The following is an 18291-nucleotide window of genomic DNA, read 5'->3' as shown; positions in this document are numbered from 1 at the left end:
GCGGGTGACTGACGAACTCGTCCCGCCGGGGCCGCTGACCGAAGGCGGACTGCGCGTCACCGCGCTCGGCGGTGTCAGCGAAATCGGCCGCAACATGACCGTTTTCGAGCACCTCGGCCGACTGCTGATCATCGACTGCGGCGTGCTGTTCCCGGGCCACGACGAGCCCGGTGTCGACCTGATCCTGCCGGACATCCGGCACATTCAGGACCGCCTCGACGACGTCGAGGCACTGGTGCTGACCCATGCCCATGAGGACCACATCGGCGCCATTCCGTTCCTGCTCAAACTGCGGGCCGACATCCCGGTGGTGGGTTCGAAGTTCACCCTGGCCCTGGTTGCCGCCAAGTGCCGGGAACACCGCATCAAGCCGATGTTCGTGCAGGTGGCCGAGGGACAGCGCAGTACCCACGGGGTGTTCGAATGCGAGTACTTCGCGGTGAACCACTCCATCCCGGATGCACTGGCGATCGCGGTGCACACCGGCGCGGGCACGGTGCTGCACACCGGCGACATCAAGCTCGACCAGCTGCCCCCGGACGGACGTCCGACGGATCTGCCCGGGATGTCGCGCCTGGGCGACAAGGGCGTGGACCTGTTCCTGTGCGACTCGACCAATGCCGAGATTCCCGGTGTCGGTCCGAGCGAGAGCGAAGTCGGCCCGACCCTGCACCGGCTGATCCGCGGCGCCGAGGGCCGGGTGATCGTGGCCTGCTTCGCCTCGAACGTGGACCGGGTACAGCAGATCGTCGACGCCGCGGTGTCGCAGGGCCGGCGGGTGGCCTTCGTCGGCAGGTCGATGGTCCGCAATATGGGGATCGCCAAGGATCTGGGCTTTCTGCGGGTCACAGACCGCGATGTGATCGACATCGGGGCCGCCGAGGAGATGCCGCCGGAGAAGGTGGTGCTGGTCACCACCGGAACCCAGGGCGAACCGCTCTCGGCGCTGTCACGGATGTCGCGCGGCGAGCACCGGTCGATCACGCTGACCGCCGGCGACCTGGTGGTGCTGTCGTCGTCGCTGATCCCTGGCAACGAAGAAGCCGTCTACGGCGTGATGGACGCGCTGGCCAAGATCGGCGCCCGGGTGGTCACCAACGCTGCGGCGCGGGTGCATGTCTCCGGGCACGCCTACTCCGGCGAGCTGCTGTTCCTCTACAACGGGATCCGGCCGCGCAATGTCATGCCGGTGCACGGCACCTGGCGGATGATGCGCGCCAACGCCGCGCTGGCCGCCCGCACCGGGGTGCCCGAGGAGAACATCGTGCTGGCCGAGAACGGGGTCAGCGTCGATCTGGTCGCCGGGCAAGCCCGCATCGCCGGCGGGGTGCCGGTCGGCAAGATGTTCGTCGACGGGCTGGTGGACGGCGATGTCGGCGATGCGACGCTGGGGGAGCGGTTGATCCTGTCCAGCGGATTCGTCGCGATAACGGTGGTGGTGCGCCGCGGGACCGGCAAGCCGGTGGCTCCGCCGCACCTGCATTCGCGGGGCTTCTCCGAAGACCCCAAGGCCCTGGAGCCGGCGGCCCGCAAGGTCGAGGCGGAACTGGAATCCCTTGCTGCAGAGCAGGTCACCGATCCGGTACGGATCGCTCAGGCGGTGCGCCGCACGGTGGGCAAATGGGTGGGCGAGGTCTACCGGCGTCAGCCGATGATCGTGCCGACGGTGATCGAGGTCTGAACCGGCTCGCACCTCAGAGCTTTTCGGCGTACACCGACCATTCCAGGTCACTCGCGCCCAGGTTGCGGCCGGTGGGCTCGACGTAGCGCTGGAGGAATTGTTCTGGTCCGGCCTGCTCGATAAGTCGCCAGCCGTATCCGGCAAGAAAATCCGCCACCTCGGCAGGCTGCAGGCCGAAATGCCACAACTTGTTCACCGCCCTGCGGTACAACGTCGGCGAGCCATACAGGTTCGTACCGTCGATGAAGTCACGCCGGACGTAGGTGAACACCAACCGGCTGCCCGATGCCGCCGGGCGCAACCCCTCGAGGGTGCTACGGACGGCGCTCTCGCTCAGGTATTGGGTCACGCCTTCCCATACGAAGAACGTGCGGAACGCCGTTCGGTAACCGTGCTCGACGAGGGTGGTCAGCACGTCGTCGCGGGCGAAGTCCAGCGCCACCAGCCGTACCGACAGTGGCAGGCCACCGAGCACCCGGCGCACGGTGGCGGACTTGCGGGCGATGTTGACCGCCTGATCCACCTCGAAGACCGGCATAGGGGTATGCCGGGCGAGTCGGTAGGCGAGCGTGTCCAGGCCCGCACCGAGGACCACGACGGCTTGGACATCCTCACCGGCCTCATCGACCCGGTCGGAGATGAATCGCTTACGGCAGGTCAGGTTGACCCACAGGCCCGGCCCGGATCGCTCCATCGCGGCGATGAACCACCTCCGCAGCGGCGCGGGCCGCAACGCCGCCACAAGCCAGCGCAGGGCGGCCGGCAGGAACGGCGCCGCCAAGTCGTCGTCGACCAAGCGTTGCCCCGGCGGCTCATGGTGCTCGATAGCCGCGAGCACCATCGGGCCGTAGGCCGTCTGCGCTGCCGGGTTGCGTGCCACGGGCTACCTCTTGTTGATGAACCCGGCGTCGACGGGCAACGTGATGCCGGTGATGTAGCGGGCCGCATCGGATACCAGCCAGGCCACCGCGTTGGCGATGTCCTCCGGTTCCAGCACCGCCACCGGCAGCGCATTGCCCATGTCCGGTGGCTTCCCCGTCGCGGCGGTGAGCTCGGCCAGCCAGCCCCGGACGTAGTCGTTGTTGATCATCGGGGTGTCGACACCGGCCGGGTGTACCGAGTTCACCCGAATGCTGTGCTGCGCCAGCAGGTTCGCGTAGACCCGCATCAGTCCGACCAGCCCGTGCTTGGCCGCGGCGTAACCGATGGCCCCGGCGTCGTGGCTGCCGATGCCGGCCAGGCCCGCGGCCGAACTGATCAGCACGATCGACCCCCCGTCGCCTTGGTCGATCATCGTCGGAATCGCCGCCTCGATGGTGTGGTATACCCCGGTCAGGTTGACGTCGATCACGTCGTTCCAGCCGTCGGCCGCGGCCATGGGGGCGATCCCGGCGTTGGCCACCACGATGTCCACCCGGCCCAGCTCGTCGAGGCCGGCCTGCAGGGCGGCGCCCAACGCCAGCTGGTCACGCACATCGGCCTGCCGGGCCACGATGCGCGCACCGGTGTCCTCGACCAGCTTGACCGTGGCCGCCATGTCCTGGGCGTCCGCCAGCGGATAGGGCACGCTGTCGATCTGCTGACACAGGTCGACAGCGATGATGTCGGCTCCATCGGCGGCCAACCGCAGGGCATGGGCGCGGCCCTGGCCGCGAGCCGCGCCGGTGATCAGCGCGACCTTCCCCTGCAGGTTTCCGCTCGACGGCCGCGCTGTCACGGACGCAACTGCCCTTTGCCCGGGTCGCCGGCCGGGACCGCCTGCAGCATTTTGATGTCGGGTGCGCCGGCCAGGTGCTCGGTGAGGCTGCCGAACAGCTCACCGACCGCGGGCGCCGTCGAGTGCGCCTTCAACGCGTCGGCATCGGCCCATTGCTCGATGAACACGAAGGCTCCGTCGGCTTCGTGCAGGGAGTAGAGCTGGCAGCCCGGTTCTTCGTGCACCTGTCCCACCGCCTTGGTGCAGATTTCGCGGACGGCCTCGACAGATTCCGGCTTGACGGTGAAGGTGGCGACGACGACCACGGGCATATGCGGCTCCTTGGCTGATGGGGGATTCACGGGCCACCCTACCCAGCACTCGGCCGGATACGCGGTGAACCGACCGGCCGGGGCCAGTGTGGCTTATGGTGCAGATGGGGTAATTGCGACTAGGCTTGCCGATATGGCTAGTAAGACCGCTGCTAGTAGGGCTCCCGCGCGTTCCGGTACCCGAACGACCAGGGCAAAAGCCGGTTCCAAGGCCGCCAAGGGTGGTTCGCGGCCCGCGCGGTCACGCCCGGCAGCCAAGCCGCGCCGCGCCGCCCGGCAGCATTCGGGTCCCGTGGCGCTCGGGATGGCGTGTGGACGCCTGGCCCGCGCCACCTGGCTGATGGTCGCCAAGGGCGCCGGTAGCGCGGCACGCTCGGTGGGCCGCGCCCACGACATCGACCCCGGCCATCGCCGCGACGGCATCGCCCTGGCTTTGCTGGGATTTGCCGTGGTGACCGCCGCCAGCTGCTGGCTGGATGCCGCCCGGCCGGTCGGGGCGTGGATCGACACCGGTCTGCGCACCGTGATCGGCGGAGCAGTGGTGCTGCTTCCGGTGCTGGCTGCGGCCGGCGCCGTGCTGCTGATGCGCACCGAACCCGACCCGGAGAACCGGCCCCGGCTGATCCTCGGGTCAGCCATGATCGGGCTGCCGATCCTGGGGCTGTGGCACCTGTGGTCGGGCTCTCCGCAGAGTCCCGACGGCCGTCTGCACGGCGCCGGTTTCGTGGGGTTCGCGATCGGTGGCCCGCTGGCCGACGGACTCACGGCGTGGATCGCCGCGCCGCTGCTGTGCATCGGCGTGCTGTTCGGCGTGTTGTTGCTGACCGGTACCACCCTGCGCGAAGCACCCGAGACCCTGCGCACGATGTTCCGCGGCGACTACGACGAAGACGACTACTACGACGATTACGACGACTACGACGATCAGGACTACGACCAGGCCTACGACGATGGCGATGACGACGATGGCGATGACACCGGCGTCGGCGCCCCGGCAAGCGGAACCAGCCGGTTCGGCGGCATCGAGCCCGACACCCGAGTCGACGACAGTCCGGACTGGCAGTCGCGCACCCCGCTGGACAACTACCCGCTCGACGAAGAGCCTGCTGCGCCGCCGCCGGTCAAGCCCGTGCGCCGCAAGGCGCCCAAGGAGACCAAGGCGGCCAAGTCCGCTGCCACCACGGTCGTCCTCGACCGGGTGGTGGAGGGCCCCTACACGCTGCCGGCGCTGAGCCTGCTGGTCGCTGGGGACCCCCCGAAGACACGCACCGCCGCCAACGACCAGATGGCCGACTCGATCACCTCGGTGCTGGAGCAGTTCAAGGTCGACGCCGCGGTCACCGGCTGCACCCGCGGTCCCACCGTCACCCGCTACGAGGTGGAGTTGGGCCCCGGGGTGAAGGTGGAGAAGATCACCGCCCTGCAGCGCAACATCGCCTACGCGGTGGCCACCGAGAGCGTCCGGATGCTCGCGCCGATCCCGGGCAAGTCCGCCGTGGGTATCGAGGTGCCCAACACCGACCGCGAACTGGTGCGGCTGGCCGACGTGCTGACCGCGCCGTCCACCCGCGGCGACCACCACCCGCTGGTGATCGGGCTGGGCAAGGACATCGAGGGCGACTTCATCTGCGCCAACCTGGCCAAGATGCCGCACCTGTTGGTGGCCGGCTCCACCGGTTCGGGCAAGTCCAGCTTCGTCAACTCGATGCTGGTCTCCCTGCTGGCGCGGGCCACCCCCGAAGAGGTCAGGATGATCCTGATCGATCCCAAGATGGTGGAACTCACGCCGTATGAAGGCATTCCACACCTGATCACCCCGATCATCACCGAGCCGAAGAAGGCCGCCGCAGCGCTGGCCTGGCTGGTCGAGGAGATGGAGCAGCGCTACCAGGACATGAAGTCGTCCCGGGTGCGTCACATCAACGACTTCAACGACAAGGTCCGCTCCGGCGAGATCACCACCCCGCTGGGCAGCGAACGGGTCTACCGGCCCTACCCCTACATCCTCGCGGTCGTCGACGAGCTCGCCGACCTGATGATGACCGCCCCGCGCGATGTGGAAGACGCCATCGTGCGGATCACCCAGAAGGCCCGCGCCGCGGGCATCCACCTGGTGCTGGCCACCCAGCGGCCGTCGGTGGACGTGGTCACCGGCCTGATCAAGACCAACGTGCCGTCCCGACTGGCGTTCGCCACCTCGTCGCTGACCGATTCGCGGGTCATCCTCGACCAGCCCGGCGCCGAGAAGCTGATCGGCATGGGCGACGGGCTGTTCCTGCCGATGGGCGCCAACAAGCCGATCCGGCTGCAGGGGGCGTTCATCTCCGACGAGGAGATTCAGGCCGTCGTCAGCGCTTGCAAGGACCAGGCCGAACCGGAGTACACCGAGGGCGTCACCGCCGTGAAGCCCAGCGGGGATCGCACCGACGTCGACCCCGACATCGGCGACGACATGGACGTCTTCCTACAGGCCGTCGAACTGGTGGTGTCCAGCCAGTTCGGCTCGACTTCGATGCTGCAGCGCAAGCTGCGGGTGGGCTTTGCGAAGGCCGGCCGCCTGATGGACCTGATGGAGACCCGCGACATCGTCGGCCCCTCCGAGGGCTCCAAGGCCCGCCAGGTGCTGGTCAAGCCAGACGAGCTGGCGGGGACGCTGATGTTGATCCGCGGCGGCAGTGCCTCCGACGACGACGGCGACGACGAATTCTAGGTACCGGCGCCGAACTCTAGGCGCCTGCGCCGAGTGTGAATCTCCCGACGCGACACACCGAGAGTCCGTCGCGAGATTCACACTCGACGGGAGCCGGCCGGGAGCCGGCGGCCATCAGCCGCCGGCTACGCGCTGTGCACCAGGGCCAGTCCATGCCAATCGCGCAGCGGCTTGCGTCGCTTGCTGCGCGCCACCAGCCGGGCCACCGCGGCCTCCAGCCCGTGGGCCAGTTCGTCGACCGCCGCGAACTCGAAGTCGGCCAGGATCCCGATGAACAGTTCGCCGGCGTAGCTGAGGACCGCCACGCCGGTACGCAGCTGCAGCGCGATGGGCGGCACCGGCAGCACCTGGGTCACGTCGCAACCCATGATCTGCAGCGGCTCTGCCGGGCCGGGGACATTGGTGGCCAACGCCACGACGCCACGCTGGTGGAGCTGTCCCAGTAGCCGCGCCGCCCAGGCCGACCACGCGACAGGTAGTAGGCCGGCGGCCGACATGACCGCCGGTCCGGCGTGGCGCTGCCCGCCGGCTTTGGCCCGTGCCAGCCGGGACCGCACGTCCAGCAACCGCTTCACCGGGTTGGACTCATCGATCGGCAGACGCGGCAACAGCAAGGTCGACATTGTCGATTCCGGCACCAGAGTGCGCAGCGAATCAGGTTGGGGCACTTGGCCACGACGGATCATGAAGTCGCGATAACTCTCGGTCAGAGCCGCCAACACCACGTCATCGGCGGTCACGTCGAACACCCGACAGACCTGCTGGACGTCGTCGAGCGCAACCCGTGCCGCGCTGTAACGGCGGCGGCTGGTGAGCGGACCGTTCAGCGACGACGTGGCCGGTTGCAGCAAGCCGGCCGCGAGTTCCACGACACCGCGCAGGTTGTGCACCCAATGCACCGGGTTGAGGTCCAGCAGCGGGCGGTTGCGTGGCGGGCGCGCCGCATTGTGTGCCGGCGCGGCGGCATGGGCCGCCAGGTGGGCTAATCCGTTGTCGGACAAGCCGGTCAGCATGTGCGCGGCCGCGGTGCCGTCGGCGATGCAGTGGTGGACCTTCATCAACAGGGCCCACCGGTCACCGCTGAGCCCGCTGATCACCCAGATCTCCCACAGCGGGCGATTGCGGTCCAATCGCCAGGACATCACGTCGGCCACCACCGCGTGCAGTTCGGTGTCTCCGCCGGGCGAGGGCACCGCGACCCGACCGATGTGATGGGCAAGGTCGAAGTGGGGGTCGTCCACCCATTCGGGTGCGCTCAGATCCAAGGCGTGGCGCACCAGCCGCTGCCCGAACCGCGGGCATCCGCGCAGTCGTTCGGCCAGCGCTGCCTGCAGTGCTGCGTGGTCGGGAATCGGGCCGTTCAGAACGGCCAACGTCCCGGTGGCCATGCTGACGTTGTGGTCGGAATCCTCGACGCCCAGAAAGCCAGCGTCCAGGGGGGTCAGGTGCTCGGCCACGGCTGCCTCCAGTTGTCTGCAACTGTCAGTACCACTATCTCCTGTCCGGCTGTTCCGTGGCAGGGCCGGAAGTCCCCAGGTTCGGCCGCCGCGACACCCACCAGACACGCACTGGACACGGACCGGATACGGACCGGACACCGGCGGTTTTCCCGGGGCGGAAGAGCGCGTAATCTCGCCACGTGGATTGGGCACGACTTTTCGCTTTCGACACGCCGCCCTCGGAGATCTTTGTCCGTGGAACAGTCATCTACATCGCGATTTACGCGTTGCTGCGGGTGGTCTTGAAACGCGAGGCGGGCACCAACGGCATCACCGATCTCATCGTCGTGGTGTTGATCGCCGATGCGGCGCAGAACGGGATGGCCGGCGGCTACCGATCGATCAGCGACGGCATCCTGCTCGTCGGGGTGATTATCGGCTGGTCATACCTGCTGAACTGGATGGCGCACCGCTGGCCTTCGGTGGCGAGGCTGCTGCGGCCGGGCCCGTTGTTGGTGATCTACGACGGCGCATTCCTCTACGCCAATATGCGCAAAGAGATGATCACCGAGGAGCAGGTCCGCGAGCAGGCCCGCAAACAGGGCATTGCGGACCTTTCGGTAGTCCGTGAGGGCCGGATGGAATCCGACGGGCAGTTCAGCTTTCTCATCGGCGCCACGCGCCGGGCACGCGATCTGGTCGTCGACTAGAGGACCAGCAGCATCCGGGTATTGCCCAGAGTGTTCGGCTTGACGTAGCTCAGGTCCAGGAACTCGGCCACGCCGACGTCGTAGGAGCGTTGCATCTCCTCGAACACCTCGGCGGTGACCGGTGTGCCGTCGATCTCGGTGAAGCCGTGCCGGGCGAAGAACTCGGTCTCGAAGGTCAGCACGAACAGCCGCTGCAACTCCAACTCGCGGGCGACCTGCAGCAGACGATCGACGATCGCGTGTCCGATACCGCGGCCGGTCAGGGTCGGGTCCACCGCGATGGTGCGTACTTCGCCAAGGTCTGACCACAGCACATGCAGGGCGCCGCAGCCCACCACCTGCTCGTCGGCGTCGGTGGCAACCCAGAATTCCTGGACCGCTTCATACAGCGTCACCAGGTTCTTTTCCAGCAGAATCTTGCCCGCATAGACATCCACCAGCTGCTTGATCGCCGGCACGTCCGAAGTGCGTGCGCGCCGGACCGCGGGCCGTCCGGCCGGTCGATCCGCCGCAAGATTCACAGCTGCACAGTATCGGTTTCTCATTTCGGGCTGGGCAACAGATATTCTGAGCCCGTGTCGGGACAGCCAAAAACCGGTCCAGCGGTGACGCATGTCCCCGTGGTCAATCTTGCGAACGCGTTGACCGTCATGCGGATGGGGCTTGTCCCGGTCTTCCTGCTGGCGTTGTTCGCCGAGGATGGCCACGATCCGAAGACCCGTATCGCGGCGTTCGTCATCTTTGCCATCGCCATCATCACCGACCGGCTGGACGGCACCCTGGCGCGCAACTACGGCATGGTGACCGAGTTCGGCACGCTGGCCGACCCGATCGCCGACAAGGCGCTGATCGGCGCAGCGCTGATCGGTCTGTCGATGCTGGGCGACCTGTGGTGGTGGGTGACGGTGCTGATTCTGGCTCGCGAGATCGGGATCACCGTGCTGAGGTTCGCCGTGCTGCACCGCGGGGTGATCCCGGCCAGCCGCGGCGGCAAACTCAAGACCCTGGTGCAGGCGGTCGGCATCGGGCTGCTCATCTTGCCGCTGACAGGCCCCTGGCTGGTGACGGCCTGGACGGTGATGACCGCGGCGGTGATCCTGACCGTGCTGACCGGCGTGGACTACGTCGTCTCGGTGGTTACCGACCTGCGCGGCGGGCCAGTTCGACGCTGACCCGAATGAAACCGGCGGTTCAGCGAGGCTCGACGGAGGAGAGGCGAAGCTGGGACCGCCGCATCAACTCCGCGGTTCAGCGAGGCTCGACGGAGGAGAGGCGAAGCTGGGACCGCCGAATGAAACTGCCGAATCCGGGAACCCATTAGGGCGTCGCGCGCGTTGACCTTGGTGACTGTCGGTTTCCAAGGGTGACCCGTAAGGGGGAGTGCACGATGACGACATTGCTGCGGGAGTCGGTCGGCGAGGTGCTGCGCCAGGCCCGGACGGCTCAGGGGCGCACGCTGCGTGAGGTGTCGGACGCGGCGCGGGTCAGCCTCGGCTACCTCTCGGAGGTCGAACGGGGCCGCAAGGAAGCGTCCAGTGAGCTGCTCAACGCGATCTGCGCGGCATTGCGCATCCCGTTGTCGACGGTGCTCTTCGACGCCGGAACCCGGCTGGCTCAGGCCGAGCGGGCCGAACTGGCCGTGCGCAACGCACACGGTGGCGCGGTGACCCGCATCGATGCCGGTACCAAGGTGGTGATCCCGCCGATTCGTACGCTGGCATCGGCGGCCTCGGCGTGACGCGCCCGGCCTGAACACCCACCCGAGCAACCGTCGACCCGATAAATTGATCACCGGTACCGGCGGTAGCGCGACAACACTGGAAACAAGCAGACGGAGCTGACTGATGGCCAACCCGTTCGTCAAGGCGTGGAAGTACCTGATGGCGCTGTTCAACTCGAAGATCGACGAGCATGCCGATCCCAAGGTGCAGATCCAGCAGGCGATCGAAGAGGCGCAGCGTCAGCACCAGGCCCTGACCCAGCAGGCGGCACAGGTGATCGGCAACCAGCGGCAGTTGGAGATGCGGCTGAACCGGCAACTGGCCGACATCGAGAAGCTTCAGGTCAACGTACGCCAAGCCCTGACCCTGGCCGACCAGGCCACGGCTGCCGGAGACGCCGCGAAGGCCACCGAGTACAACAACGCCGCCGAGGCGTTCGCGGCCCAGCTGGTCACCGCCGAACAGAGCGTGGAAGATCTCAAGGCCCTGCATGATCAGGCGTTGTCGGCGGCCGTGCAGGCCAAGAAGGCCGTGGAGCAGAACGCCATGGTGTTGCAGCAGAAGATCGCCGAGCGCACCAAACTGCTCAGCCAGCTCGAGCAGGCCAAGATGCAGGAGCAGGTCAGCGCGTCACTGCGCTCGATGAGCGAGATCGCCGCTCCCGGAACCACTCCCAGCCTGGACGAGGTGCGCGACAAGATCGAACGGCGCTACGCCAACGCGATCGGGGCCGCCGAGTTGGCGCAGGGCTCGGTGCAGGGCCGGATGATCGAGGTCGAGCACGCCGGTGTGCAGATGGCCGGCCATTCCCGGCTGGAGCAGATCCGGGCGTCCATGCGGGGCGAGTCGCTGCCCGCGGGGGGTTCCGCCACTGCGCCCGGACAGGCCACCCCGGCATCCCCGCAGTCCGGCACCAATCCCACCCCCGAGAACCCGCTGGGACGGTAGTCAGGTGGCCGCGACACTCGGAGGCAGCGCTCGGCACCCACTGCTGCAGCGTGCCGTGGACCGGGCCAGCGAGGCTGCCGACCTGCTGGCCGACAAGCTGGGTGCGATCGCGGACCCGAGGGCCCGGATGCTGCGCAAGCGCCGGTGGGCGCTGCGGCTGGGTCTGTTCTTCACTGCCACCTGCGGATTCTGGACGCTGGTGACGGCCGTGCTGGCGTCCTGGTCGACCCCGGTATGGGTGCTGCTGATCACCGGGCTGGTCGCAGCGGGCGCGGCCGCGCCGGCGACACTGCTGTTGTTGCGCTACCGCTGGCTGCGTGCGGCGCCGCTGCCGGCAGTGCGCTCCACCGCGGTGCGGCGCCTGCCGCCGCCCGGCTCGGCGGCACGGCCGGCGATGTACGCGCTGGGTGCCTCCGAGCGGGGGATGGTCTCGCTGCTGGGTGTGCTCGAGAGGGGCCGGCTGCTGCCCGCCGACGAGATCACCGAACTGACGGCAGCGGTCAACCGCGCCGCGTCGACCATGGCGGCCACCGCCGCCGAGGTGGTGTCCATGGAGCGCGCCGTACAGCACAGCGCCCAATCACGTCAGTACCTGGTGCCGACGATCAACGCGTTCACCGCTCAGCTCAGTGCCGGCGTTCGCCAGTACAACGAGATGGTCACCGCCGCAGCGCAACTGGTGGCCTCGGCCAACGACGGCTCGACGACGTCGGCCGGCGATCCGGCGAATTCCCCGATGTCGCAAAGGCGCTACCGCGAGGAGCTGGTCGGTGCGACCGAGAAGATGCTGGGCTGGGCGCAGGCCTTCGACGAACTGGCCGAGTTGCCCCGGGTCGTCTAGATGTCGTCGCTGCGCTGATCGACCGATTGCGGCCGCGGCCCGTAGCGTTCCTCGTAGGACCGGTGAATGTGGGCGTCGCGCTCGCGCTTGCGTGCGTTGGCGAGCTCCGGGTTCAGGCCGTGCATCCGCAGCATGTGCGTGCGCCACACCTTGTTGAGTGCGTGCGCGAACAGGATCACCATGAACCAGATCGGGAACGTCATGCTGAAACGCGTCATGAAGTCTGTCGGAAAGAACCAGAACGGGATCAGGATGAGCGTCGTCGGCACGGCGGCGCGCAGGATCATCCGGACGGTGGCACCCGGGCCGGCCAGGTCGTTGCGGACCCAGTCCAGCAGTTCTGGGGGCAACGGGCGGCCGTAGCAGTAGCGGAGGTATTGGATCGGAGTTGGGCGCTGAGGCTTTGAAACTTGACGCACAGCGATGACCCTAGAACGTCGGCCGTAGCGCCGGGAACACGGTGGCCGCCACCGCGCGCAGCGTCGCCTTGAACATGTCCAGGAAGTCGAAGTAGTCACGCCACAACGTGATCCGTCCGTGGTGCACCTCGAAGACTCCGCACACCCAGAACTGCAGCCGCAGCGGTCCCAGCGTCAGCGCATCGGTGCGCTCGGTGAGCACTGAGGAGCCGTCGGCGGCGATGCGATGGATCTTCACGTCGAAAGCCGCCCGGCCGGCCATCCGCCCAAACACTCCGATGGTGGCGCTGCGGCCGTAGATGGTAGGCAGCCCGACGTTCTGGTACACCACGTCCTCGGCGAGCGCCGCCGCTGCGGTGTCGAGGTCCTCGTCGCGCAGGGCGTCGAGGAAGGTCTCTACGGTGCGGATGTTGGCGGCGCCCTCAACAGCGTTCTGCTGGCCAGTCAGTTCGGTCATGCCTGCCACCCTAGGCCTGAGGGGCTGTGGCACGGTAGGCCGATGCGAGTCGTAGTGGTAGCCGGCCCAGATCCCGGTCACGCGTTCCCGGCGATCGCGTTGTGCAAGCGCTTCGCGGCGGCCGGAGACACGCCGACGCTGCTGACCGGGGTGCAGTGGCTCGACACCGCGCGGGCCGCCGGGGTGGACGCCGCGGAGTTGCTGGGACTCGATCCCACCGCGGCCGATGACGACGCCGACGACGGGGCCAAGCTGCATCACCGTGCGGCGCGGATGGCAGTGGAAAACCGCGATCAGCTGCGGGCCCTGGCACCGGATCTGGTGGTCTCCGACGTCATCACGGCTTGTGGGGGAATGGCCGCCGAGCTGCTCGGCATCGGGTGGGTGGAACTGAGTCCGCACCCGCTGTACCTGCCGTCGAAGGGACTGCCGCCGATCGGCAGCGGGCTGGCGCCGGGCGCCGGGGTGCGCGGCCGGCTGCGGGATGCGGTGATGCGCTCGCTGACAGCACGGTCGGTACGTGGTGGCCTGCGTCAACGTGCCGAAGCGCGGGTGGGCATCGGTTTGCCGGGCGACGATCCGGGGCCGCTGCGGCGCCTGATCGCCACGCTGCCCGCACTGGAGGTGCCCCGGCCCGACTGGCCCGCCGAGGCCGTCGTGGTCGGGCCGTTGCACTTCGAGCCGACCGAGCAGGTGCTGGCGGTGCCGCCGGGCTCCGGTCCGCTGGTGGTGGTGGCACCGTCCACCGCCTCCACCGGCGCCGCCGGGCTGGCCGAGCTTGCCCTGGAGCATCTGGTGCCCGGTGCCGGACTGCCCGACGGCGCCCGGCTGGCGGTGTCGCGGCTGGGCGGCCCGCCCCTGGAGTTGCCGTCGTGGGCCGTCGCCGGGTTGGGGCGCCAGGACGAACTGTTGACGCACGCCGACGTGGTTATCTGCGGCGGCGGGCACGGCATGGTGGCCAAGACGCTGCTGGGCGGGGTGCCGCTGGTGGTGGTGCCCGGTGGCGGCGATCAGTGGGAGATCGCCAATCGCGTGGTGCGCCAAGGCAGTGGGCGGCTGATCCGCCCGCTGACCGGGCCGGCTTTGGCCGAGGCGGTGGGCGCGGTGTTGGCGTCGCCGAGCTGCCGAGATGCCGCGCGGCGCGCCGCAGGCACGGCCGCTGACGTCGCCGATCCGGTACGGGTGTGCCACGAGGCACTGTCGGGCACTGGGTAGGTTGGGTAGGTGCGCCTGACCGAATTCCGCGAACTGGTCACGATGCGTTTCGGTGCTGCCTACGGCACCTCGGTGCTCTCCGACCACGTGCTGGCCGCGGTGGGTGGCCGGACGGCGGCGCAGGCCATCGAGGACGGCGTGGAGCCGCGTGACGTGTGGTGGGCGTTGTGCTCGGACTTCGACGTGCCGCGCGATCAGTGGTGAAGCTGGTCGTTGCGCGCCACGATGCTGCGGACCAGGGCGACGGAGAGGTCTGAGCAGATCGCGGCCAGTTCGGTCGTGGTCTCGACTGGATTATCGAGCCAGGTTTCGATGATCTGGTTGACACCGCCGACGATGAACAGGGCACCCCGGCGCAGTTCTTCCGGCCCAAGATTCTGACCGTCCAAAACGCCCGGGGCATGTTCGACGATGGCGTCGGTGATCAAGTCGAGGATGCCCGCACGGTGCTCGTTGAGCCCCGGAATCGCGGAGAGGTCACTGGTGGCGATGCGGTGGATGCAGGGGTCGGCGGCGATCAGGTCGAGAAAGGCCGTCAGCGCGGACCGGAGTTTGTCCGACAGCGTGCCGGGGTCGCCGATCCCGGCGGTGACCATCGCCTCGAGCAACTGGTCGCGGACGTCGTCGGAGACCGCGAAGAACAGCGCGTCGCGATTGGGAAACTGTTCGTAGAAATAGCGCGGGGTGAGCCCCGCGGCGGTACAGACGCCGCGGACTGTGACGTCGCCGATGCCCGATTCGCCCCAGATCTGGCGGCCGGCGGCCAGCAACTTGCTACGGCGCTCGGCGCGGCGGTCCACCGCGCTGATTCCGCCGTAGTCACGCACCACCTCAGGGCGTTTCATTGACATCACCCTACTAGCGACCGTAAATTCGGACTACGGATGTTATCCAAAATAGCGCTGGAGGCCGCCCGATGAACGCGCCCGCACCGACCGTCCCCGCCCGGCACCCGGCTGGACCGGGCGCCGTACCGGTCAGCATTCGGGTGCTGGCGACGGCGCTGGCGATCACCAAGCCCACGCCGCAGCGGTGGCGCCAGATCGGCGAAGACCTGACCGCCGGCGACGAGCCGATGCGGCGGCTGGTCGAGTGGATGTCGAGCGTGGGGGCCCAAGAGACGCGCCCGATCTTCGAGCAGATACTGGCCCGCGGTCTGGACAGCGTGCCGGATGCGCCTGCGCCGCTGCGGGAGTTCTTCGGCGAGTTCGAGCCGATCCCGGGCTGGGTCGACATGGCCCGAGTGCGCCGCGGCCAACGGGCTCTGCGGCGCGGCGGCGCCGACGGCACGTACATCGCCCGGGACGTGTCGTTCCTCGGTGGCTACCAGTTCTCCTCGTTCAACAAGACGCTGCTGCGCACCGGTGTGCTGGAGAAGGGCTCGAACAAGCGCTTCGCCGAGACCCTGCAATGGGCGCTGGACGTCAGCGGCGAAGGTGGGCTGGAGCCACTCGGGGCCGGCTATCAGGCCACCATCCGGGTTCGGCTGATCCACGAATACGTTCGCCGGCACGTCGCCGCGCTGCCGGACTGGCGCAGTGACGAATGGGGCCTGCCGGTCAACCAGACCGACATGGCCGCCACCCTGGTGGGAGCGCTGATCGCGCCACCGGCAGGCGGGCTGGCGCTGGGAATCGTGATGTCTCCGGGCGAACTGGAGGACATTGCGCACCTGACGCGCTATGTCGGCTGGCTGATGGGGGTCCGCGACGATTGGTTGCCCACCAGCTTCCGGGACGGCATCCGCATCCTGTATCAGACCCTCGGTGCGCTTTCGGCGCCCGACGAGACCACCAAGCAGTTGGCGGCCCCGATGGCCGACGATCCGCTGGAATGGCAGTTCGGTGCCATGGCCGGCGTGCGACGCCGTATCGCACGCGCCCAGCATCTGTCGTTGACCAGCAGCTTTCTCGGGCCGCGCACGATGCGAAAGCTGGGCCTGCCGGTCTTCGTGCTGCCGTGGTACCCGCTGCTGCGGCTGCCGGTGAACCTGGCTCGCAGCGCCGCGGCCCTAGCCCTGCCCGGCGGCCGGGGTCGCGCGGCGCGGCGTGGGCGGCGCGAGCAGGAGGCGTTCATGCGCACCATGATGGGCGCCGAAGACACCACGATCGGGGCGTCCGCGCACGTCATGGCGGTGGCCTGACCGGGCGTCAAAGTCCGACACGCCGACACACCGCGTGTCGGACTTGATTCGAACATTCGTTCGCCTACTGTGAAGGCAGTTCGTTCGGCCTGACGGGTTTGTCAGACCCCGTCGCTAGCGTCACGGCCAATCGACCGAGAACCGGTCAACCGAACTACCGAACCACAGGAGAGGCATCATGGCGCAAGCGCCCGATCGCGAAAAAGCACTCGAGCTGGCGATGGCCCAGATCGACAAGAACTTCGGCAAGGGCTCGGTGATGCGCCTCGGAGACGAGGTGCGCCAGCCGATCTCGGTCATCCCGACCGGCTCGATCGCCCTGGACGTGGCGCTGGGCATCGGCGGCCTGCCCCGGGGCCGGGTGGTCGAGATCTACGGCCCGGAGTCCTCCGGTAAGACCACCGTGGCGCTGCACGCAGTGGCCAACGCCCAGGCCGCCGGCGGGATCGCGGCGTTCATCGACGCCGAGCACGCGCTGGACCCCGAATACGCCAAGAAGCTCGGCGTGGACACCGATTCGCTGCTGGTGTCCCAGCCCGACACCGGGGAGCAGGCGCTGGAGATCGCCGACACGCTGATCCGCTCCGGCGCGCTGGACATCCTGGTCATCGACTCGGTGGCCGCCCTGGTGCCGCGCGCGGAGATCGAGGGTGAGATGGGGGACAGTCACGTCGGCCTGCAGGCCCGGTTGATGAGCCAGGCGCTGCGGAAGATGACCGGCGCGCTGAACAATTCGGGCACCACCGCCATCTTCATCAACCAGCTGCGGGAGAAGATCGGGGTGATGTTCGGCAGCCCCGAAACCACCACGGGTGGAAAGGCTTTGAAGTTCTACGCCTCGGTGCGCCTGGATGTTCGGCGGATCGAGACCCTCAAAGACGGCACCGACGCGGTCGGCAACCGCACCCGGGTCAAGGTGGTCAAGAACAAGGTGTCGCCGCCGTTCAAGCAGGCCGAGTTCGACATCCTGTACGGCCGGGGCATCAGCCGTGAGGGGTCCTTGATCGACATGGGCGTGGACCAGGGCTTCATCCGCAAGTCCGGCTCCTGGTTCACCTACGACGGCGAACAGCTGGGGCAGGGCAAGGAGAACGCCCGCAACTACCTGCTGACCAACCGCGACGTGGCCAACGAGATCGAGAAGAAGATCAAGGAGAAGCTCGGTATCGGCGCCGTGCTGACCGATGAGCTGGCCGATGATGTTCTGCCCGCCCCCGTCGACTTCTGAGTCGGTCGAGGCAGCAGAGCCCAAGCGCGAGGAGCAGGCGAAGACACTGTGCCTTCGCCTGCTCACCGTCCGGGCCCGCACCCGCGCCGAGCTCGCCGGCCAGCTGACCAAGCGCGGCTACCCCGACGAGGTCAGTGACCGGGTGTTGGACCGGCTGACCACCGCCGGATTGATCGACGACACCGACTTCGCCGAACAGTGGGTGCGATCCCGGCGCGAGCACGCGGGCAAGGGCCGCAAGGCGTTGGCCGCCGAGCTGCGCACCAAAGGTGTCGACGAGGACGTGATCGCCGGAGCGCTGGAGGGCATCGACGCCGCCGCCGAGCGCGACCGAGCCGAGCAATTGGTGCATGCCAAGCTTCGCCGGGAGACACTGGGCGCCGACGACGTGAAGGTCACCCGTCGACTGGTGGCGATGCTCGCCCGGCGCGGCTACAACCCGTCGATGGCTTATGACGTGGTCAGTACCGAATTGGCTGCTGAACGAGAACGCCGCCGGGTGTGAAGGGGCGGACTAGGCGTCTTCCTCGACCTCGTCCGTGCTGGTGAAGACTTCCTTGGTCCGCTCGACGGCATGAGTGGCGATCTCCATAGAGTCCTGGACGATCGCGCTGACGCCACCGGAGATGTCCCCGCGAATGATGTCGCCGGCGTCCTCGACGATGTCCGAGGCCTTCTCGACGGCGTGCGCGGCGATGTCGCGCGCAGCGTTGAATGCGTCCTTGGGGGTGATGGCCATCCGAGTCTCCTG

21 protein-coding genes are annotated in these 18291 nt (G+C 68.2%); 12 read left to right on the top strand and 9 right to left on the bottom strand.

Translation table 11 applies throughout. From position 1 onward, the window contains the following. The first annotated feature begins 4 nt into the window (after positions 1-4). Positions 5-1681, top strand: coding sequence for a ribonuclease J (locus ACKY0W_RS13240; protein WP_409434421.1), 1677 nt, complete (start codon positions 5-7; stop codon positions 1679-1681). Between the two features lie 13 nt (positions 1682-1694). Here the strand turns inward: ACKY0W_RS13240 and ACKY0W_RS13235 are convergent, their stop codons facing one another. Genes ACKY0W_RS13235 through ACKY0W_RS13225 form a run of 3 tightly spaced genes read right to left on the bottom strand, consistent with a single transcriptional unit; the run spans position 1695 to position 3709 of the window. Then, positions 1695-2561: an SAM-dependent methyltransferase gene (locus ACKY0W_RS13235; RefSeq protein WP_409434420.1), complete on the bottom strand. Its 867-nt coding sequence runs from the start codon at positions 2559-2561 to the stop codon at positions 1695-1697. 3 nt (positions 2562-2564) lie between these two features. After that, positions 2565-3398: a mycofactocin-coupled SDR family oxidoreductase gene (locus ACKY0W_RS13230; protein ID WP_409434419.1), complete on the bottom strand. Its 834-nt coding sequence runs from the start codon at positions 3396-3398 to the stop codon at positions 2565-2567. Next, positions 3395-3709 carry a putative quinol monooxygenase gene (locus tag ACKY0W_RS13225; protein WP_406759143.1) on the bottom strand — a complete coding sequence of 105 codons (315 nt, stop codon included), beginning with the start codon at positions 3707-3709 and terminating at the stop codon, positions 3395-3397. The genes ACKY0W_RS13230 and ACKY0W_RS13225 overlap by 4 nt, the downstream gene beginning before the upstream one ends. 133 nt (positions 3710-3842) lie before the next feature. On the opposite strand from ACKY0W_RS13225, the gene ACKY0W_RS13220 reads away from it, so the two are divergent. Further along, complete coding sequence (locus tag ACKY0W_RS13220) at positions 3843-6419, top strand: DNA translocase FtsK (protein WP_409434418.1); 2577 nt, start codon at positions 3843-3845, stop codon at positions 6417-6419. 125 nt (positions 6420-6544) lie between these two features. On the opposite strand, the gene ACKY0W_RS13215 is transcribed toward ACKY0W_RS13220, so the two are convergent. Further along, positions 6545-7876 (bottom strand): wax ester/triacylglycerol synthase family O-acyltransferase, encoded by a 1332-nt coding sequence (locus ACKY0W_RS13215; RefSeq protein WP_409434417.1) that lies wholly within the window; start codon positions 7874-7876, stop codon positions 6545-6547. A 182-nt stretch (positions 7877-8058) separates the two neighbouring features. On the opposite strand from ACKY0W_RS13215, the gene ACKY0W_RS13210 reads away from it, so the two are divergent. Continuing rightward, positions 8059-8568: a DUF421 domain-containing protein gene (locus ACKY0W_RS13210; protein WP_406759140.1), complete on the top strand. Its 510-nt coding sequence runs from the start codon at positions 8059-8061 to the stop codon at positions 8566-8568. Here the strand turns inward: ACKY0W_RS13210 and ACKY0W_RS13205 are convergent. Next, on the bottom strand, positions 8565-9113 hold the full coding sequence (locus ACKY0W_RS13205; RefSeq protein ID WP_409434416.1) for an amino-acid N-acetyltransferase: 549 nt from the start codon (positions 9111-9113) through the stop codon (positions 8565-8567). The genes ACKY0W_RS13210 and ACKY0W_RS13205 overlap by 4 nt on opposite strands. Before the next feature lie 30 nt (positions 9114-9143). Between ACKY0W_RS13205 and pgsA the strand changes: the two genes are divergently transcribed. From pgsA to pspM, 4 genes are all read left to right on the top strand, one after another. After that, complete coding sequence (gene pgsA, locus ACKY0W_RS13200) at positions 9144-9740, top strand: CDP-diacylglycerol--glycerol-3-phosphate 3-phosphatidyltransferase (RefSeq protein WP_409434415.1); 597 nt, start codon at positions 9144-9146, stop codon at positions 9738-9740. 215 nt (positions 9741-9955) lie between these two features. Further along, positions 9956-10306, top strand: coding sequence for a transcriptional regulator ClgR (clgR, locus tag ACKY0W_RS13195; RefSeq protein WP_406759137.1), 351 nt, complete (start codon positions 9956-9958; stop codon positions 10304-10306). Positions 10307-10412: 106 nt separating this feature from the next. Beyond that, complete coding sequence (pspA, locus tag ACKY0W_RS13190; protein WP_409434414.1) at positions 10413-11237, top strand: phage shock protein PspA; 825 nt, start codon at positions 10413-10415, stop codon at positions 11235-11237. A gap of 4 nt (positions 11238-11241) precedes the next feature. Continuing rightward, positions 11242-12078 carry a phage shock envelope stress response protein PspM gene (gene pspM, locus ACKY0W_RS13185; protein ID WP_409434413.1) on the top strand — a complete coding sequence of 279 codons (837 nt, stop codon included), beginning with the start codon at positions 11242-11244 and terminating at the stop codon, positions 12076-12078. On the opposite strand, the gene ACKY0W_RS13180 is transcribed toward pspM, so the two are convergent. Together ACKY0W_RS13180 and ACKY0W_RS13175 are read right to left on the bottom strand one after the other, a co-directional pair. Next, positions 12075-12497, bottom strand: coding sequence for a DUF5313 domain-containing protein (locus ACKY0W_RS13180; protein ID WP_409434412.1), 423 nt, complete (start codon positions 12495-12497; stop codon positions 12075-12077). The genes pspM and ACKY0W_RS13180 overlap by 4 nt on opposite strands. A 10-nt stretch (positions 12498-12507) precedes the next feature. Then, positions 12508-12954: a limonene-1,2-epoxide hydrolase family protein gene (locus ACKY0W_RS13175; protein ID WP_409434411.1), complete on the bottom strand. Its 447-nt coding sequence runs from the start codon at positions 12952-12954 to the stop codon at positions 12508-12510. Between the two features lie 42 nt (positions 12955-12996). On the opposite strand from ACKY0W_RS13175, the gene ACKY0W_RS13170 reads away from it, so the two are divergent. Continuing rightward, complete coding sequence (locus ACKY0W_RS13170) at positions 12997-14169, top strand: glycosyltransferase (protein WP_409434410.1); 1173 nt, start codon at positions 12997-12999, stop codon at positions 14167-14169. A 9-nt stretch (positions 14170-14178) separates the two neighbouring features. Beyond that, positions 14179-14373 carry a DUF3046 domain-containing protein gene (locus tag ACKY0W_RS13165; protein ID WP_406759131.1) on the top strand — a complete coding sequence of 65 codons (195 nt, stop codon included), beginning with the start codon at positions 14179-14181 and terminating at the stop codon, positions 14371-14373. Here ACKY0W_RS13165 and ACKY0W_RS13160 read toward each other — a convergent pair. Further along, on the bottom strand, positions 14364-15014 hold the full coding sequence (locus tag ACKY0W_RS13160) for a TetR/AcrR family transcriptional regulator (protein ID WP_409434409.1): 651 nt from the start codon (positions 15012-15014) through the stop codon (positions 14364-14366). The two genes, ACKY0W_RS13165 and ACKY0W_RS13160, sit on opposite strands and share 10 nt — an antisense overlap. A 71-nt stretch (positions 15015-15085) precedes the next feature. Here ACKY0W_RS13160 and ACKY0W_RS13155 point away from each other — a divergent pair, with 71 nt between their 5' ends. From ACKY0W_RS13155 to recX, 3 genes are all read left to right on the top strand, one after another. Then, complete coding sequence (locus ACKY0W_RS13155) at positions 15086-16312, top strand: oxygenase MpaB family protein (RefSeq protein WP_409434408.1); 1227 nt, start codon at positions 15086-15088, stop codon at positions 16310-16312. 178 nt (positions 16313-16490) lie between these two features. Next, positions 16491-17540 (top strand): recombinase RecA, encoded by a 1050-nt coding sequence (gene recA, locus ACKY0W_RS13150; protein ID WP_406759128.1) that lies wholly within the window; start codon positions 16491-16493, stop codon positions 17538-17540. Further along, a complete protein-coding gene (gene recX / locus ACKY0W_RS13145) occupies positions 17509-18045 on the top strand; it encodes a recombination regulator RecX (protein WP_409437775.1) in 537 nt (178 codons plus the stop codon). Before recA ends, recX begins: the two co-directional genes overlap by 32 nt. A 9-nt stretch (positions 18046-18054) precedes the next feature. Here the strand turns inward: recX and ACKY0W_RS13140 are convergent, their stop codons facing one another. Further along, a complete protein-coding gene (locus ACKY0W_RS13140) occupies positions 18055-18279 on the bottom strand; it encodes a hypothetical protein (protein ID WP_406759127.1) in 225 nt (74 codons plus the stop codon). Between the last annotated feature and the right edge of the window lie 12 nt (positions 18280-18291).

Origin of the sequence: Mycobacterium sp. SMC-14 (assembly GCF_046250075.1) — a bacterium.
In the GTDB taxonomy this organism is placed as follows: Bacteria; Actinomycetota; Actinomycetes; order Mycobacteriales; family Mycobacteriaceae; genus Mycobacterium.
Note: the sequence above shows the minus strand (reverse complement) of the source record. Positions and strands in the feature narration are given on the sequence as shown.

Coding starts and splice junctions, on each gene's coding strand:
- recA (WP_406759128.1), top strand. CDS start 16,491: ATGGCGCAAGCGCCCGATCGCGAAAAAGCACTCGAGCTGGCGATGGCC.
- ACKY0W_RS13220 (WP_409434418.1), top strand. CDS start 3,843: ATGGCTAGTAAGACCGCTGCTAGTAGGGCTCCCGCGCGTTCCGGTACC.
- ACKY0W_RS13160 (WP_409434409.1), bottom strand. CDS start 15,014: ATGAAACGCCCTGAGGTGGTGCGTGACTACGGCGGAATCAGCGCGGTG.
- pspA (WP_409434414.1), top strand. CDS start 10,413: ATGGCCAACCCGTTCGTCAAGGCGTGGAAGTACCTGATGGCGCTGTTC.
- ACKY0W_RS13225 (WP_406759143.1), bottom strand. CDS start 3,709: ATGCCCGTGGTCGTCGTCGCCACCTTCACCGTCAAGCCGGAATCTGTC.
- recX (WP_409437775.1), top strand. CDS start 17,509: ATGATGTTCTGCCCGCCCCCGTCGACTTCTGAGTCGGTCGAGGCAGCA.
- clgR (WP_406759137.1), top strand. CDS start 9,956: ATGACGACATTGCTGCGGGAGTCGGTCGGCGAGGTGCTGCGCCAGGCC.
- ACKY0W_RS13205 (WP_409434416.1), bottom strand. CDS start 9,113: ATGAGAAACCGATACTGTGCAGCTGTGAATCTTGCGGCGGATCGACCG.
- ACKY0W_RS13175 (WP_409434411.1), bottom strand. CDS start 12,954: ATGACCGAACTGACTGGCCAGCAGAACGCTGTTGAGGGCGCCGCCAAC.
- ACKY0W_RS13140 (WP_406759127.1), bottom strand. CDS start 18,279: ATGGCCATCACCCCCAAGGACGCATTCAACGCTGCGCGCGACATCGCC.
- ACKY0W_RS13155 (WP_409434408.1), top strand. CDS start 15,086: ATGAACGCGCCCGCACCGACCGTCCCCGCCCGGCACCCGGCTGGACCG.
- ACKY0W_RS13170 (WP_409434410.1), top strand. CDS start 12,997: ATGCGAGTCGTAGTGGTAGCCGGCCCAGATCCCGGTCACGCGTTCCCG.